9 protein-coding genes and 3 rRNA genes are annotated in these 16134 nt (G+C 65.1%); 6 read left to right on the forward strand and 6 right to left on the reverse strand.

The window, feature by feature from the left end; all coding sequences use genetic code 11:
- Positions 1–40 precede the first annotated feature (40 nt).
- Entirely contained in the window at positions 41–871 is an 831-nt protein-coding gene (locus tag LUX31_RS24225; protein ID WP_235477058.1) for a class I SAM-dependent methyltransferase, read from the forward strand.
- A 28-nt stretch (positions 872–899) separates the two neighbouring features.
- Here LUX31_RS24225 and LUX31_RS24230 read toward each other — a convergent pair whose 3' ends face one another.
- The gene (locus LUX31_RS24230) at positions 900–2174 is read right to left on the reverse strand and encodes an MFS transporter (protein ID WP_235480035.1); all 1275 of its coding nucleotides are present in this window, start codon (positions 2172–2174) and stop codon (positions 900–902) included.
- A 147-nt stretch (positions 2175–2321) separates the two neighbouring features.
- Between LUX31_RS24230 and LUX31_RS24235 the strand changes: the two genes are divergently transcribed.
- The 5 genes from LUX31_RS24235 (at position 2322) to LUX31_RS24255 (ending at position 9389) form a co-directional block, all read left to right on the forward strand.
- Positions 2322–2870: a MarR family winged helix-turn-helix transcriptional regulator gene (locus LUX31_RS24235; protein WP_235477059.1), complete on the forward strand. Its 549-nt coding sequence runs from the start codon at positions 2322–2324 to the stop codon at positions 2868–2870.
- Between the two features lie 694 nt (positions 2871–3564).
- Positions 3565–5093 (forward strand): 16S ribosomal RNA (locus tag LUX31_RS24240).
- Positions 5094–5406: 313 nt separating this feature from the next.
- A 23S ribosomal RNA gene (locus tag LUX31_RS24245) occupies positions 5407–8530 on the forward strand.
- Positions 8531–8626: 96 nt separating this feature from the next.
- Positions 8627–8743, forward strand: a 5S ribosomal RNA gene (gene rrf / locus LUX31_RS24250).
- Together the 16S, 23S and 5S rRNA genes form the textbook arrangement of a ribosomal RNA operon.
- Positions 8744–8831: 88 nt before the next feature.
- Entirely contained in the window at positions 8832–9389 is a 558-nt protein-coding gene (locus LUX31_RS24255; RefSeq protein WP_235477060.1) for a GNAT family N-acetyltransferase, read from the forward strand.
- On the opposite strand, the gene LUX31_RS24260 is transcribed toward LUX31_RS24255, so the two are convergent.
- Genes LUX31_RS24260 through LUX31_RS24280 form a run of 5 tightly spaced genes read right to left on the reverse strand, consistent with a single transcriptional unit; the run spans position 9378 to position 16058 of the window.
- Entirely contained in the window at positions 9378–10844 is a 1467-nt protein-coding gene (locus tag LUX31_RS24260) for a type IV secretory system conjugative DNA transfer family protein (protein ID WP_235480036.1), read from the reverse strand. The two genes, LUX31_RS24255 and LUX31_RS24260, sit on opposite strands and share 12 nt — an antisense overlap.
- Before the next feature lie 5 nt (positions 10845–10849).
- Positions 10850–12283: an ATP-binding protein gene (locus LUX31_RS24265; RefSeq protein ID WP_235477061.1), complete on the reverse strand. Its 1434-nt coding sequence runs from the start codon at positions 12281–12283 to the stop codon at positions 10850–10852.
- A 13-nt stretch (positions 12284–12296) separates the two neighbouring features.
- A complete protein-coding gene (locus LUX31_RS24270) occupies positions 12297–13856 on the reverse strand; it encodes an SCO6880 family protein (RefSeq protein ID WP_235477062.1) in 1560 nt (519 codons plus the stop codon).
- Positions 13853–15187 carry a hypothetical protein gene (locus LUX31_RS24275; RefSeq protein ID WP_235477063.1) on the reverse strand — a complete coding sequence of 445 codons (1335 nt, stop codon included), beginning with the start codon at positions 15185–15187 and terminating at the stop codon, positions 13853–13855. The genes LUX31_RS24270 and LUX31_RS24275 overlap by 4 nt, the downstream gene beginning before the upstream one ends.
- Complete coding sequence (locus tag LUX31_RS24280) at positions 15177–16058, reverse strand: hypothetical protein (protein WP_235477064.1); 882 nt, start codon at positions 16056–16058, stop codon at positions 15177–15179. The genes LUX31_RS24275 and LUX31_RS24280 overlap by 11 nt, the downstream gene beginning before the upstream one ends.
- Positions 16059–16134: the final 76 nt, after the last annotated feature.

Below are 16134 nucleotides of genomic sequence, written 5' to 3' on the forward strand. Positions count from 1 at the left end.
CTTCTAGGCGAACCCACGACCACCTGCTAGTAGCTCCTGCATGGCAGATCCCAAAGGTTTCCCCCTCAAAGACAACGCCACACACGACGCCACGGAGCACTACGAGCGCTACAGCGCCCCTCTGATGGCGCCCTTCGTCACCGCGGTCGTCGAGGCCGCGGACCTCTTCCCGGGCGCCCAGGTCCTCGACCTGGCCTGCGGCACGGGTTTTGTCGCCCGCGCGGCCGCCGCCCAGGTCGGCCCCACGGGCCATGTGGCCGCCGCCGACCTCCTGGAGGGCATGCTCAGGACCGCCGCCCGCCACGCGCCCCGGATGTACCCGGACATCGAGTTCACCCTGGCACCGGCCGACAAACTCCCGTACCCGGACGACTCGTTCGACGCGGTCCTCTGCCAACAGGGCATCCAGTTCTTCCCCGACCTGGAGGCCGCACTCACCGAAGCGGCCCGCGTCACCCGCCCGGGCGGCCGATTCACGGCCACGGCCTGGACCCCGCCCGCGGACCGTTCCCCGTACTTCGCGGCCCAGCTCAAGGCGGTCACCGAACACGGCACCAAGGAGGCGGAGGCACGTTTCGCCACGTCCCTCTCCTGCCCGGCGGAACGCGTCACCGCAGCCCTGACCACCGCCGGCTTCCACGACATCACGACCCGCGAGGTCACCGTCACGATCGCCTTCCCCGACCTCGCGGACTTCGCCGCGGGCCACCTGGCTGCCGTCCCCTGGGGCCAGTCGATCGAGGACACGGGCGGCGCGGCAGCCTTCGCCGAGGCAGCGGAAACGATCCGCAGAACCCTGACGGCCCACACGGCCCCCGACGGCTCGGCAACGCTCCCTTTCACATCAACCCTGATCACAACAACCCGCTGAACCAGAGGAGGCCCGCCAGTGCCTACTACTACGTAGTAGGCACACCGGCCCCCACCGGAGCCCCACCCTGCGCGACCACCCGACTCCGCCGCGCCAGAGAGGGCTGATTCTGTACGGGGGTCAGCAGCCGCCCCAGCCGTACGGCGAGGACGCTGATCCCCAGCGAGAACAGCAGGAACATCACGATGTACGGCGCGTGCAGCGAGGCCCCGAGCGGCCCGCCCACCGCCGGACCGACGGCCAGCGCGAGCTGCTTCACCAGGGCGAACGCCGAGTTGTACTGCCCGGCAAGCCCGGCCGGAGCCAGATCGGCCACCAGCGGGGCGACGGTCGGCGACAGCATCGCCTCCCCGAGCCCGAACAGCGCGTACGTCGACACGAACGCGGCGGTCGCCATGGCCTGGCTGCCGTGCCCGAGCCCCGCATACCCGGCCACACCCCACGCGACGGCCCAGAGAATCCCGACGGCCGCGATCACCCGGGACCGCTTCTGCCGCTCGACAAACTTGAGTACCGCGAACTGCGCGACCACGATGACCGCCGTGTTCGCCGCCAGCGCCGACCCGAGCGTGGACGTCGAGATCCCGGCCGCCTCGACCCCGTACGCACTCAGCCCTGACTCGAACTGCCCATAACAGGCGAAGAAAAGAACAAACCCCAGCACACACAGCTGCACCATGGCCCGGTTCCCGAGCAACTGCTTCCAGCTGCCCTTGGCCTGAGTCGGCGCACCGCCGATCCGCGCCGAACGAGGCATCCGTACCGTCGCCATGATCACGGCGAGCAGCAGGAACATCGCCGCCTCGATCGAGAACAGCAGGGTGAACGACCCGGCCCGCGTCGTGTCCACGAGATGCCCGCCGATGAGCCCACCGACGCCGAGCCCGAGGTTCTGCAGAAAGAACTGGGTCGCGAAGGCCCGAGACCGCGTCTCCGCCGACGAGAAGTCCACGATCATCGTCGCGAGCGCCGGCTGCATCATGGCCTGCCCGGCCCCCAGCGCCACCGCGGCGAGGAGTACGGCGGTCGCGTTCGCGGCGAGCCCGAGGCTCAGCGCGCCGACGGCAGCGGTGACCAGGGCGACGAGCAGCACCGGCAGCGGGCCGCGCCGGACGATGGTCCGCCCGGCGAACGGCAGCACGACCAGCGCGGCCACGGCAAAGACGGCGAGTACGAGACCCGCCGTCATGGCTCCCAGTCCCCGCACCTGCGCCACATAGACGTACAGATAGGGGACGGTGAAGCCGAGCCCGAACGCGCTGAGTGCGTTGCCCACATGGATCCGGCGCATCGCTGCGCCCATCGCCCTGGTCACTTTCACCTGCCTTGATCCTGAAGTCGTACGCCTGCCGAAGGAGTTAGGAGTGAAGACTTCGAAGCTAAAGTTAAGAATTGAACAGTACACCTGGAAGGACTTCAACACCAAGCGCGCAGATGGGACACTGCTCCCATGGGTGACACCCCCGCCGTCGGCGAGCCAACGCTCGATGAGCAGATCGCCGCCTATCAGCGCGAGTTCGGGGACCTGGACCCCCAGGTCGAGAAGATCGTCTCGGCCCTGGGCCGGCTGAACCGGCGTATGAACGTGGCGTACGGCCGCCAGACCGCCACCCTCGGCATCAGCAACGCCGAGTGGGAGGTCCTCAAGGCGCTGGTGCTGGCTGGCGCTCCCTACCGCATGGGCCCGAGCGACCTGGCGAAGCGGCTGGGCCTGACGCCGGCCGCGATGACCCACCGGATCGACCGGATGGTGACGGAGGGGCTCGTCACCAGGGAGCGCGACGAGTCCAACCGGGTCCGCGTGATCGTGGAGCTGACGGACGAGGGCCGCGAGAAGTGGCTGGAGGCGATGCGCATGGCCACGGTCTTCGAGGAGGACCTCCTCCAGGACCTCACCCAGGACGAACGCACGAGGCTCGGCGACGTCCTGACCCGCCTCCTGCGTCGCGTGGAGCACGCCCAGCCGGACGCCGGCGGACGACTCAGCGACCTCGACTAAAGATCTTGACAGGGGTGGGCAGGGGATGACATGGGGGCGCTTGACATCCCCCTCCCCGATCCGTAAAGTTCTTCGGGTTGCCACGGGGCCGTAACGGTTCTGCGGCAGCACCTCCGCCGCAACAGCGGCAACCCAAACCATCAGCATGATCTCCCAGCCGGGATGATTTCGGCGTGCCCGAATTCATTTCGAATGGGGCGTGATGGAGTTCGATCAGCTCGACGGCCCGATTGGGAATCGCCGAGAGGATCCGCTAGGGTTTGAGACGTCGGAACGGCCCAACGGCCGGGAAGACAAGCCCCGCTGACTGGGAATCAGGCCCGAAAGGATCTGATAGAGTCGGACTCGCCGGAAAGGGAAACGCGAAAGCGGAAACCTGGAAAGCACCGAGGAAATCGGATCCGGAAACGGTCTGATAGAGTCGGAAACGCAAGACCAGAAAGAAATAGCAGGACCGAAGGGAAACTGCCCGGAGGAAAGCCCGAGAGGGTGAGTACGAAGGAAGCGTCCGTTCCTTGAGAACTCAACAGCGTGCCAAAAATCAACGCCAGATATGTTGATACCCCGTCCATCACATTCGTGATGGTCGAGGTTCCTTTGAAGCAGTAAACACAGCGAGGACGCTGTGAATGGTCGGGCTTATTCCGCCTGACTGTTCCGCTCTCGTGTGTGTGCACCGGATATCCGGTAAACATTCACGGAGAGTTTGATCCTGGCTCAGGACGAACGCTGGCGGCGTGCTTAACACATGCAAGTCGAACGATGAACCACTTCGGTGGGGATTAGTGGCGAACGGGTGAGTAACACGTGGGCAATCTGCCCTGCACTCTGGGACAAGCCCTGGAAACGGGGTCTAATACCGGATGATACTTCTGCTCGCATGGGTGGGGGTTGAAAGCTCCGGCGGTGCAGGATGAGCCCGCGGCCTATCAGCTTGTTGGTGAGGTAGTGGCTCACCAAGGCGACGACGGGTAGCCGGCCTGAGAGGGCGACCGGCCACACTGGGACTGAGACACGGCCCAGACTCCTACGGGAGGCAGCAGTGGGGAATATTGCACAATGGGCGCAAGCCTGATGCAGCGACGCCGCGTGAGGGATGACGGCCTTCGGGTTGTAAACCTCTTTCAGCAGGGAAGAAGCGCAAGTGACGGTACCTGCAGAAGAAGCGCCGGCTAACTACGTGCCAGCAGCCGCGGTAATACGTAGGGCGCAAGCGTTGTCCGGAATTATTGGGCGTAAAGAGCTCGTAGGCGGTCTGTCGCGTCGGATGTGAAAGCCCGGGGCTTAACCCCGGGTCTGCATTCGATACGGGCAGACTAGAGTGTGGTAGGGGAGATCGGAATTCCTGGTGTAGCGGTGAAATGCGCAGATATCAGGAGGAACACCGGTGGCGAAGGCGGATCTCTGGGCCATTACTGACGCTGAGGAGCGAAAGCGTGGGGAGCGAACAGGATTAGATACCCTGGTAGTCCACGCCGTAAACGGTGGGAACTAGGTGTTGGCGACATTCCACGTCGTCGGTGCCGCAGCTAACGCATTAAGTTCCCCGCCTGGGGAGTACGGCCGCAAGGCTAAAACTCAAAGGAATTGACGGGGGCCCGCACAAGCAGCGGAGCATGTGGCTTAATTCGACGCAACGCGAAGAACCTTACCAAGGCTTGACATACACCGGAAACGGCCAGAGATGGTCGCCCCCTTGTGGTCGGTGTACAGGTGGTGCATGGCTGTCGTCAGCTCGTGTCGTGAGATGTTGGGTTAAGTCCCGCAACGAGCGCAACCCTTGTTCTGTGTTGCCAGCACGCTCCTTCGGGGGTGGTGGGGACTCACAGGAGACTGCCGGGGTCAACTCGGAGGAAGGTGGGGACGACGTCAAGTCATCATGCCCCTTATGTCTTGGGCTGCACACGTGCTACAATGGCCGGTACAATGAGCTGCGATGCCGTGAGGCGGAGCGAATCTCAAAAAGCCGGTCTCAGTTCGGATTGGGGTCTGCAACTCGACCCCATGAAGTCGGAGTTGCTAGTAATCGCAGATCAGCATTGCTGCGGTGAATACGTTCCCGGGCCTTGTACACACCGCCCGTCACGTCACGAAAGTCGGTAACACCCGAAGCCGGTGGCCCAACCCCTTACGGGGAGGGAGCTGTCGAAGGTGGGACTGGCGATTGGGACGAAGTCGTAACAAGGTAGCCGTACCGGAAGGTGCGGCTGGATCACCTCCTTTCTAAGGAGCATCTAGGCCGCCAAGCACGCTTGGTGGTCCAGGGCCATTACGTCGGCACACGTCCGGCGGTGGTTGCTCATGGGTGGAACGTTGATTATTCGGCACACTTGATCGTCTTCTCCTTCCAGTACTGTCCTTCGGGGCGTGGAACGAATGAGGGAAGCGGCGAGTGGGCCGGGCACGCTGTTGGGTGTCTGAGGGTACGGCCGGTATGGCTGCCTTCAGTGCCGACCCCAGTGAACTCGCCCGTAAGGGTGGGGTGGTGGGTGGTTGGTCGTTGTTTGAGAACTGCACAGTGGACGCGAGCATCTGTGGCCAAGTTTTTAAGGGCGCACGGTGGATGCCTTGGCACCAGGAACCGATGAAGGACGTGGGAGGCCACGATAGTCCCCGGGGAGTCGTCAACCAGGCTTTGATCCGGGGGTTTCCGAATGGGGAAACCCGGCAGTCGTCATGGGCTGTCACCCACATCTGAACACATAGGGTGTGTGGAGGGAACGCGGGGAAGTGAAACATCTCAGTACCCGCAGGAAGAGAAAACAACCGTGATTCCGGGAGTAGTGGCGAGCGAAACCGGATGAGGCCAAACCGTATACGTGTGAGACCCGGCAGGGGTTGCGTGTGCGGGGTTGTGGGATCTCTCTTCTGTCGTCTGCCGGCGACAGGACGAGTCAGAAACCGTTGATGTAGGCGAAGGACATGCGAAAGGTCCGGCGTAGAGGGTAAGACCCCCGTAGTCGAAACGTCAACGGCTCGTTTGAGAGACACCCAAGTAGCACGGGGCCCGAGAAATCCCGTGTGAATCTGGCGGGACCACCCGTTAAGCCTAAATATTCCCTGGTGACCGATAGCGGATAGTACCGTGAGGGAATGGTGAAAAGTACCGCGGGAGCGGAGTGAAATAGTACCTGAAACCGTGTGCCTACAAGCCGTGGGAGCGTCGCGCATTGAGTTTACTCAGTGCGTCGTGACTGCGTGCCTTTTGAAGAATGAGCCTGCGAGTTTGCGGTGTGTTGCGAGGTTAACCCGTGTGGGGAAGCCGTAGCGAAAGCGAGTCCGAATAGGGCGTTTTAGTAGCGCGCTCAAGACCCGAAGCGGAGTGATCTAGCCATGGGCAGGTTGAAGCGGAGGTAAGACTTCGTGGAGGACCGAACCCACCAGGGTTGAAAACCTGGGGGATGACCTGTGGTTAGGGGTGAAAGGCCAATCAAACTCCGTGATAGCTGGTTCTCCCCGAAATGCATTTAGGTGCAGCGTCGTGTGTTTCTTGCCGGAGGTAGAGCACTGGATAGGCGATGGGCCCTACCGGGTTACTGACCTTAGCCAAACTCCGAATGCCGGTAAGTGAGAGCGCGGCAGTGAGACTGTGGGGGATAAGCTCCATGGTCGAGAGGGAAACAGCCCAGAGCATCGACTAAGGCCCCTAAGCGTACGCTAAGTGGGAAAGGATGTGGAGTCGCAGAGACAACCAGGAGGTTGGCTTAGAAGCAGCCACCCTTGAAAGAGTGCGTAATAGCTCACTGGTCTAGTGATTCCGCGCCGACAATGTAGCGGGGCTCAAGCGTACCGCCGAAGTCGTGTCATTGCAGCAGAAGCCCCAACGGGTGTTGTGATGGGTAGGGGAGCGTCGTATGCCGGGTGAAGCGGCGGTGGAAGCCAGTCGTGGACGGTTTACGAGTGAGAATGCAGGCATGAGTAGCGATACACACGTGGGAAACGTGTGCGCCGATTGACTAAGGGTTCCTGGGTCAAGCTGATCTGCCCAGGGTAAGTCGGGACCTAAGGCGAGGCCGACAGGCGTAGTCGATGGATAACCGGTTGATATTCCGGTACCCGCTGTGAAGCGTCAAACATCGAGCCCATTAATGCTAAAGCCGTGAAGCCGTTCCGGACCCTTCGGGGAATGGAAAGTGGTGGAGCCGCTGACCCAAGGTGGTAGTAGGTGAGTGATGGGGTGACGCAGGAAGGTAGTCCATCCCGGGCGGTGGTTGTCCCGGGGTAAGGGTGTAGGACGAACGGTAGGCAAATCCGCCGTTCACATAGTCTGAGACCTGATGCCGAGCCGATTGTGGTGAAGTGGATGATCCTATGCTGTCGAGAAAAGCCTCTAGCGAGTTTCATGGCGGCCCGTACCCTAAACCGACTCAGGTGGTCAGGTAGAGAATACCGAGGCGTTCGGGTGAACTATGGTTAAGGAACTCGGCAAAATGCCCCCGTAACTTCGGGAGAAGGGGGGCCATCACCGGTGATTGAATTTACTTCATGAGCTGGGGGTGGCCGCAGAGACCAGCGAGAAGCGACTGTTTACTAAAAACACAGGTCCGTGCGAAGCCGTAAGGCGATGTATACGGACTGACGCCTGCCCGGTGCTGGAACGTTAAGGGGACCGGTTAGTCCAACTTCGGTTGGGCGAGGCTGAGAACTTAAGCGCCAGTAAACGGCGGTGGTAACTATAACCATCCTAAGGTAGCGAAATTCCTTGTCGGGTAAGTTCCGACCTGCACGAATGGCGTAACGACTTCTCGACTGTCTCAACCATAGGCCCGGTGAAATTGCACTACGAGTAAAGATGCTCGTTTCGCGCAGCAGGACGGAAAGACCCCGGGACCTTTACTATAGTTTGATATTGGTGTTCGGTTCGGCTTGTGTAGGATAGCTGGGAGACTGTGAAGTGGGCACGCCAGTGTCTGTGGAGTCGTCGTTGAAATACCAGTCTGGTCGTGCTGGATGTCTAACCTGGGTCCGTGATCCGGATCAGGGACAGTGTCTGATGGGTAGTTTAACTGGGGCGGTTGCCTCCTAAAGAGTAACGGAGGCGCCCAAAGGTTCCCTCAGCCTGGTTGGCAATCAGGTGTTGAGTGTAAGTGCACAAGGGAGCTTGACTGTGAGACCGACGGGTCGAGCAGGGACGAAAGTCGGGACTAGTGATCCGGCGGTGGCTTGTGGAAGCGCCGTCGCTCAACGGATAAAAGGTACCCCGGGGATAACAGGCTGATCTTCCCCAAGAGTCCATATCGACGGGATGGTTTGGCACCTCGATGTCGGCTCGTCGCATCCTGGGGCTGGAGTCGGTCCCAAGGGTTGGGCTGTTCGCCCATTAAAGCGGTACGCGAGCTGGGTTTAGAACGTCGTGAGACAGTTCGGTCCCTATCCGCTGCGCGCGCAGGAACATTGTGAAGGGCTGTCCCTAGTACGAGAGGACCGGGACGGACGAACCTCTGGTGTGCCAGTTGTTCTGCCAAGGGCATGGCTGGTTGGCTACGTTCGGGAGGGATAACCGCTGAAAGCATCTAAGCGGGAAGCCTGCTTCGAGATGAGTGTTCCCACCCCCTTTGAGGGGTTAAGGCTCCCAGTAGACGACTGGGTTGATAGGCCAGATCTGGAAGCCCGGTAACGGGTGGAGGTGACTGGTACTAATAGGCCGAGGGCTTGTCCTCAGTTGCTCGCGTCCACTGTGTTGGTTCTGAAACCACGAACAACCCCATTGCCATGGTCACGGCAGTGGTGCGGTTGAAGTGTTTGTTTCACCGTGTTTCGGTGGTCATAGCGTGAGGGAAACGCCCGGTTACATTCCGAACCCGGAAGCTAAGCCTTACAGCGCCGATGGTACTGCAGGGGGGACCCTGTGGGAGAGTAGGACACCGCCGAACAAATATTGCGAAAAGCCCCGTACCGGGGATACCGGTACGGGGCTTTTCTGCTTTTCCGGGGTGCCGTCGGGGCACTACCGTGATCCCCATGAGCAGCTTTGTGATTCGCTCCGTGCGGGCAGATGAGTGGCGTGCCGCCAAAGAGCTTCGGCTGGCTGCCTTGCAGGATCCCGTCGCGCATCTCGCCTTCCTGGAGACGTACGAGGAGGCCGTGGGCCGGCCCGACTCCTTCTGGCAGGAGCGGGTTCAGCGCGGGGCCGAGGGGCAGACCGGCGCTCAGCAGATCATCGCCGAGGGACCCGACGGGGAGTGGGTCGGGGGACTTGTGGTGCTTGTCGAGGAGCCCGGGGCTGTGGACTGGGCCGGGCTCCTCGTCGAGGAGAAGCAGGGGCACATCGTCGGGGTGTTCATGCTGCCCGAGCACCGGGGGTGCGGGCTGACCGATGTGCTCTTCGACGCGGCCCTGGAGTGGGCCTGGGAGGCCGCGGGCGTCGAGCGGGTGCGGTTGATCGTCCATCAGGACAACGCGCGGGCACAGCGGTTCTATCGGCGCATGGGATTCGTACCCAGTGGCGTCACCGTGCCCCTGAGCGGCTCTGACGACTCCGAGCTCGAGTTCGTGCTGGAGCGCGAGCTACACCCGTAGGTCGTGGTGGGGCCATCTTGCTCGGAGTTGTTCTCTTGACCGGAGCAGGGCCAGGGTCGGCATGCCCCGGTCCGCTCCGGTGGTGAGCAGCTCCGGGAGCTGGGGCAGGGGAGCGACCGCCGCGACGTCGTCCAGGACGAGTGTCAGTGGTGGGTCGAGGCGACCGGAGGATGACCGTTCGGCCATGCGCCGGCCGCGCTCGACCACGCTTGCGGCCAGTGCCGTCAGGAGGGGCATCGCGCCCGGGTTCGTCCTGGGGTCCTCGATCGGTTCACCGACCACATAAAGCGTGCCCCCTTCGGCGATGAAGGAATCCAGCGTGAGGGCGTCACTTCGGTTCGCCGTGCACGCCTCGCGGATGTTCACCGTGGAGAGCGCGGCGAGGGCTCGGCTCGTCAACTCCTGCGCGATGTCCCGGCGTTCGGGGTGCGCGGTGAGGGCGGCTTCGAGTTCGCCGGCGGCGCCGGGGGCTGCCTTGGGGTTGGTGCGGAGGATGCGTACGGCTTCCTGGACGTTGGTGCCCTGCGCCCAGCGGTGTACGTGGCGGATCGTGCGGGCGTCTATGGCGGCGGCGTGCAGGTAGCTGCGGAGGAGTGTTTCCGCGGTCTCTGCGGTTGTCTGGTCGATCTTCGCCGTGGGGCGGACCGGGGTGAGGAGGGCGGTCGCTCTTGCGGCCGCGGTGGATCTGTCCTCGCAGCCGGTCGTGGGGGGCCAGTGGAGGCGGGCCGGGGTGTCGCAGAGGTGGGTGGGGTCGTAGAGGAGGGTCGGGCCGAGTTTGGCTCGGGCGTCCTTCGTCTCCTGCCAGAGGGTGGGGTTGGAGGTGAGGACGAGGGCGGGGCCCTCCGCGTCCTGGATGGCTTGGGTCGCGGGGGCGGTGCGGGTGTCCTGGGCGCCGTAGAAGATGGTTTCCCGTACGCCCACCGGTTCAACGTCCGTTGCCACGACAGGCGTTGGGGGTGTCTCGGTCGGCGGAGTTTCTTTCGGGGCCTTCTCTGCCGCCTTCTCTGCCGCCTTCTCTGGCTCCGCCTCCTTCTCCACCGTCTTCTCCAACTCGACCGGCGGCTCCGTACGTTGTACTGGAACCTTTCTCGCCGCCCGTACCGCCTTCCAGCGGGCCAGTGTGCCCAGTACGAAGATCGTGAGGACGAACAGGACCATCAGCTGGCCGATGAACAGGCCCCAGAACAGGCCCCATCCCGAGAGCTGGTCCGCCGGGGTCTCCGGCCAGGCGCCCGGGACGTCGCGTGGGTCCGTGATCAGGTGGCGCAGTGCCGCCGGGGTGCGGGTGAAGGTGACGCCCTGGGGCCAGGTGGCGTGGGAGAGGAAGCCCGCGACGCCTGTTGCCGTCCACACCAGTACCGTCAGGCCGAGGAGGAAGGCGATCAGGCCGACCAACAGGCCGTCGGAGACGCCGCGTTCGGCCTGTCCGCCCTTCTGGCGTTCGTCCGGTCTCATCGTTCTCACGCCACCGTGGACTCGGAGGAGTCGTCCAGGTCGCTGAGGTGCTGTTCGACGAAGGCTGCCGCGCGTTCCTCCGCCTCCAACTCCGCGGCTCTCAGGGCGTCGTCGGTCAGCTGGAGGTCGCGGTCGCGGGACGACTCCGTCATGGCCCGGTCGGTGAAGACGAGGGCGCGTTCCGTCTCCGTGACCAGGTGTTTGACGACCTGGACGTTGCCGTTGACGTCCCAGACGGCGATGCCTGGGGTGAGGGTCGGGATGATCTCCACCGCCCAGCGCGGTAGGCCGATCACTCTGCCCGTCGCCCTCGCCTCGTCGGCCTTCTGGGCGTAGATCGTTCGTGTCGAGGCCATCTTCAAGATTGCCGCTGCCTCCTTCGCCGCCGCTCCGTCCACCACGTCGCTCAAGTGGTGCACGACCGCCACGAAGGACAGGCCGAGGCGGCGGCCGAACTTCAGCAAGCGCTGGAAGAGTTGGGCCACGAAGGGGCTGCTGATGATGTGCCAGGCCTCCTCGACCAGGAAGATGCGCTTCTTCCGGTCGGGGCGGATCCAGGTGTGCTCCAGCCAGACACCGATGATCGCCATCAGGATCGGCATCGCGATCGAGTTGCGGTCGATGTGGGACAGGTCGAAGACGATCAGGGGGGCGTCCAGGTCGATGCCGACCGTCGTCGGGCCGTCGAACATGCCTCGCAGGTCACCGTCGACCAGGCGGTCCAGGACCAGGGCCACGTCGAGGCCCCAGGCGCGTACGTCGTCTATGGCGACGTTCATCGCCTCCGCCGACTCCGGCTCGGGGTGGCGGAGTTGCTCGACGATGTCCATCAGTACTGGCTGGCGCTCGACGATCGTCTCGTTGACGTAGGCGTGCGCGACCTTCAGGGCGAAGCCGGAGCGTTCGTCCAGGCCGTGGCCCATCGCCACTTCGATGATCGTGCGGAGCAGGGCCAGCTGGCCCGTTGTCGTGATCGCGGGGTCCAGCGGGTTCAGGCGGATACCCATGTCCAGGGCGGCCATCGGGTCCAGGCGGATGGGGGTTATCCCCAACTCCTCCGCGATGAGGTTCCATTCGCCGACGCCGTCCTCGCCCTGCGCGTCCAGGACGACCACCTGGCGGTCCCGGAAGCGGAGTTGACGTAGGACGTACGTCTTCTCCAGCGCCGACTTGCCGTTGCCGGACTCGCCGAGCACCAGCCAGTGCGGGGCGGGGAGTTGCTGGCCGTACAGCTGGAAGGGGTCGTAGATGTACCCCTTTCCGGAGTACACCTCGCGGCCGATGATGACGCCGGAGTCACCGAGGCCGGGGGCGGCGGTGGGGAGGTAGACGGCCTGGGCCTGGCCCGTGGAGGTGCGGACGGGCAGGCGGGTCGTCTCGATCTTGCCGAAGAGGAAGGACGTGAAGGTGTCGGTGAGGGCGGTCAGCGGGTCCCGCATCAGCGCATCAGCCCTACCTTCGGATTCCGGTGGCGAACGGGAGTGTGTTGACGAACGCGCGGTGGTGCTCTCGGTCGCACCACTCCAGCTTCAGATACGACTTGCCCGCCGACGCCCTTATCGTGCGCTTGTCGCGCGCCAGGGCCTCGGGCGATCGGGAGGAGACGGTGATGTAGCCGACCAGGTTGACGCCGGCCGCGCCGCTCGCGAGGTCCTCGCCGCGCTGGTCGATGCGGTTGTGGGAGGCCACGTCGCGGGGGTCGACCGTGCGGTTCATCTTGGCCGCTCGGCTCGCTTCCGCGTCGTCGTTCGTCTTTTCCGTCAGCATGCGCTCGATGGCCACCTCGGTGGGTTCCAGGTCCATCGTGACCGCCACCGTGCGGATGACGTCCGGGGTGTGGACGAGGAGCGGGGCCAGGAAGTTGACGCCCACCGGGGTCATCGGCCATTCCTTCACCCAGGCCGTGGAGTGGCACCAGGGGGCGCGCGTCGACGACTCGCGGGTCTTCGCCTGGAGGTACGTCGCTTCCATGGCGTCCAGTTCGGCCGGCCAGGCGTTCCGTTTCGTCATCGCCTGGATGTGGTCGATCGGGTGGTCCGGGTCGTACATGGAGTGGATGAGGGAGGCCAGCCTGCCCTGGCCCAGGGGCTGGCGGACGCGGATGTCCGCCTCCTGGAGGCGGGAGCAGATGTCCGTCAGCTCGCGGGCCATGACGACCGCCAGGCCCGCGTCGCGGTCGACCTTCTTGCCGCCGTGGGGGCGGGCCGCGCGGGCCATCGCGTGGGCCTCGGCGGCCAGTTCGCGGTTGAAGTGCATACAGGCGACCAGATACGCGCGGTGCTGTTCGCTGCTCGTCGACACCATCGACTGGAGCTGCTCGTACGAGTGCTGCAGCCACGGCGGTGACTTCTCGTCGCCGCGTACGGACACGTCCTTGGCGTGGGCGTCCGGGTCGGCGGGGAGGGTGCGGGCGAGCATCTGGAGGCGGGTGACGAAGCCGTCGCCGTTCGCCACGTGCTTCAGGAGGGTGCCGAAGCGGTCTACCAGGGCCTCCTGGTCCTCGCTGTCGCGCAGGCCGACGCCCGGGCCCTCGATCTCGATCGCCGCCGTCACCGTACGGCGGTCCGCGTGCAGGAGTACGGCGATCTCGTCCGGGCCGAACGGGGCCGCGAGCCAGTTGATGCGGCCGATGCCCGGGGGCGGGCCGATCTCGACCTCGCGGCCGTCGATCTGGGTGCCGGCCTCCATGACGGAGCTGCGGTACGCGGTGCCCTGGCGGAGCGATCGCTTGTAACTGCGGTTGATCTCGAACCACTTGTAGAACGTGCGGCGCTTGTACGGGACGTACACCACCGCGAGTGCCAGCATCGGGAAGCCGGTCAGCAGCACGATGCGCAGGGCCAGCACGGGGACGACCAGGCCGCACACCATGCCGAGGAAGGCGCCCACGATGATGAGCGCGATCTCTCCGGACTCGCGGTTGCGGCCGACGATCGCGTTCGGCCGGGCGCGGCCGATCAGGTACGTACGGCGGGGCGAGACCACGTGGGACACATGGGACTCGGTCGTCAACGCCCGTCACCTCCAGGGCGGTTGGATCGGTTGCTGGTGCCGGCGGGGCCGCTGCGCGGCGGGGGTGCGGCGGAGGGGACAGATCCGCCGCCGCCCGAGGGCCGTGAGCTGTGCGCGGCCACGCCGCCGGACGCGGGGTTGGCCGGGCGCGGGGTGGACGACTGGCCGCCGCCTCCACCGCCCCCGTTGTTGTCCGCCCGGCTGCTGTGGGTCTTGATGCCCTGGGCGACGAGGGTCGCCGGGGAGCTGATGACAGCGGCGGCCTTGCTCTCGGCGCCCTGCATGATGCGGTTGTTGCGGGAGTTGGCAATCTCGTCGCCGAAGCCCGGGACGAAGCGGTAGATCATCGCGCTCGCGAAGATGGCGAGGAGGATGATGGAGAGCCCGGAGACGACGGCCGAGAAGGCGTCCGGGCCGTTGTCGTCCGTGGCCAGCGCGCCCGCGAGGCCGAGCACGATGGCGATCACCGGTTTGACCAGGATGACCGCGATCATGATGCCGGCCCAGCGGCGGACGTGCCCCCACAGGTTCTTGTCGACCAGGCCCGCGTACACGACCGTGCCGAGCAGGGCGCCGACGTACAGCAGGGCGGCCCGGATGACCAGTTCCAGCCAGAGGACGCCGGCCGCGAGGATCGACACCATGGAGACCACGATCAGCATGATCGGGCCGCCGCCGATGTCCTCGCCCTTGGCCAGCGCACCCGAGAAGGTGCCGAAGAACGTGTCGGTCTGGTCGCCGGTCGCGCTCGCGAGGACCTCGGTGACGCCGTCGGTCGCCGAGACGACGGTGTAGAGGATGAGGGGCGTGAACGCGGAGGCCAGGACGGTCAGCCAGAGGAAGCCGATCGCCTCGGAGATGGCCGTGGTGAGGGGGACGCCTCGCATGGCCCGCTTGGCGACCGCGAGCAGCCACAGCACCAGGGTCAGGACGGTGGACGCGGCGAACACGACCGCGTACTGCTGGAGGAACTTGGTGTTGGTGAAGTCGACGTTGGCGGTGTCCTTCACGGCCTCGCTGAGCTTGTCGACCGTCCAGGAGGCGGCGTCGGCACACCCCTTGGCGAGGGAGGACAGCGGGTCGAGGGTGGAGGCGGGGTTCGTGACCGATCCCGAGCCGGAGCCCTGCTGGCCTTCGCAGACCTCCTTGGCCGCGTCGGGGAGCAGCGCGCAGTCAGGGTTGCCGGCCGTGGACGAGGCCGACGGCGAGGGGGACGGTGTCGGGGCCGCGTACGCCTGGGACGCCAGGAGTACGGCCGCCGCCTGTACGGCTGTCAGCGCGCCGGCGAGCTTGAGCACGAGGTAGGGCCTACCTGGCGTGTTACCGGGCATAGGTGAACCCTCCGTACTCGTCGATGGCCTTGCTGATCTCGTCGGAGGCGGCGGCCCTGTCGTCGCCCGGGACCGGGGTGGGGCCGTCCTTCTCCGTGTAGGAGACGACCTTCCAGTCGTCGCCCGACCAACGCATGTCGTAGGTCCAGGTGTTCCAGGACGAGGTGACCGGGCTGGTGGAGGTCTCCCCGGCGATGCCGCTCAGGCCGACGTACCAGACCTCGACCGTGGCGGTGGTGTCGCCGTACGCCACGGTCTTCGTGCCGACCGGGGTCACGCGCGAGACGAACGTGCTGCCCTCGGGGGCGTTGCCGTTCGCGTCGAGGCCGAGTCTGGCGAGGAGGCTCGCGGAGTAGGCCTTGTCCAGGGATGCCTTGAGTTTGGCGGCGGCCTCGGTGGTGAAGAGGGCGTCGACGATCTTGTCGCGGCTGTCCTTGCGGAACATGCCGGTCGAGCCCAGGGACACCGCGTAGTTGGCCGCCGCGGACTGGACGCCCTGCCGGTCGTGCGCGAACCCGGACGGGATGCCCGCCGCCTTCTTCGTGACCGGCTGCTCGCCGGAGGCCGCGGTGGCCGCCGTATCGGGCTGGTTCGCGCTGCCGGAGCCGCTGCCGCTGGTGGAGCTGGTTCCGGTGGTAGAGGAATCGTCTCCTCCACGGTTCGCGAAGGCGATCGCCGCGATCAGCAGGACGACCACGCCGACCGCCGTCACCATGCCCCGCGACGACTTGGTGCGGCGCGCGCCGCCGTAGAGGCCGCCGTTTCCCTGGTCGTGGTAGCGGGTCCGGGTCTGGCCGGAGCCGCCGTACCCGCCGTCGTCGGGGCGTGCGGAATCGCCGTTGCTCTGGCTCTGCCCGTCACCGAGACTCATGCGGCACCCGTCCCCTCGACCGTGTGTCGAATCCACGTGTACGGGAACACGAACACGTGACAGTACGACGGTAGCC

Source organism: Streptomyces sp. GQFP (assembly GCF_021545335.1).
Taxonomy (GTDB): domain Bacteria; phylum Actinomycetota; class Actinomycetes; order Streptomycetales; family Streptomycetaceae; genus Streptomyces.

Coding starts and splice junctions, on each gene's coding strand:
- LUX31_RS24225 (WP_235477058.1), top strand. CDS start 41: ATGGCAGATCCCAAAGGTTTCCCCCTCAAAGACAACGCCACACACGAC.
- LUX31_RS24230 (WP_235480035.1), bottom strand. CDS start 2,174: ATGGGCGCAGCGATGCGCCGGATCCATGTGGGCAACGCACTCAGCGCG.
- LUX31_RS24235 (WP_235477059.1), top strand. CDS start 2,322: ATGGGTGACACCCCCGCCGTCGGCGAGCCAACGCTCGATGAGCAGATC.
- LUX31_RS24255 (WP_235477060.1), top strand. CDS start 8,832: ATGAGCAGCTTTGTGATTCGCTCCGTGCGGGCAGATGAGTGGCGTGCC.
- LUX31_RS24260 (WP_235480036.1), bottom strand. CDS start 10,844: ATGAGACCGGACGAACGCCAGAAGGGCGGACAGGCCGAACGCGGCGTC.
- LUX31_RS24265 (WP_235477061.1), bottom strand. CDS start 12,283: ATGCGGGACCCGCTGACCGCCCTCACCGACACCTTCACGTCCTTCCTC.
- LUX31_RS24275 (WP_235477063.1), bottom strand. CDS start 15,187: ATGCCCGGTAACACGCCAGGTAGGCCCTACCTCGTGCTCAAGCTCGCC.
- LUX31_RS24280 (WP_235477064.1), bottom strand. CDS start 16,058: ATGAGTCTCGGTGACGGGCAGAGCCAGAGCAACGGCGATTCCGCACGC.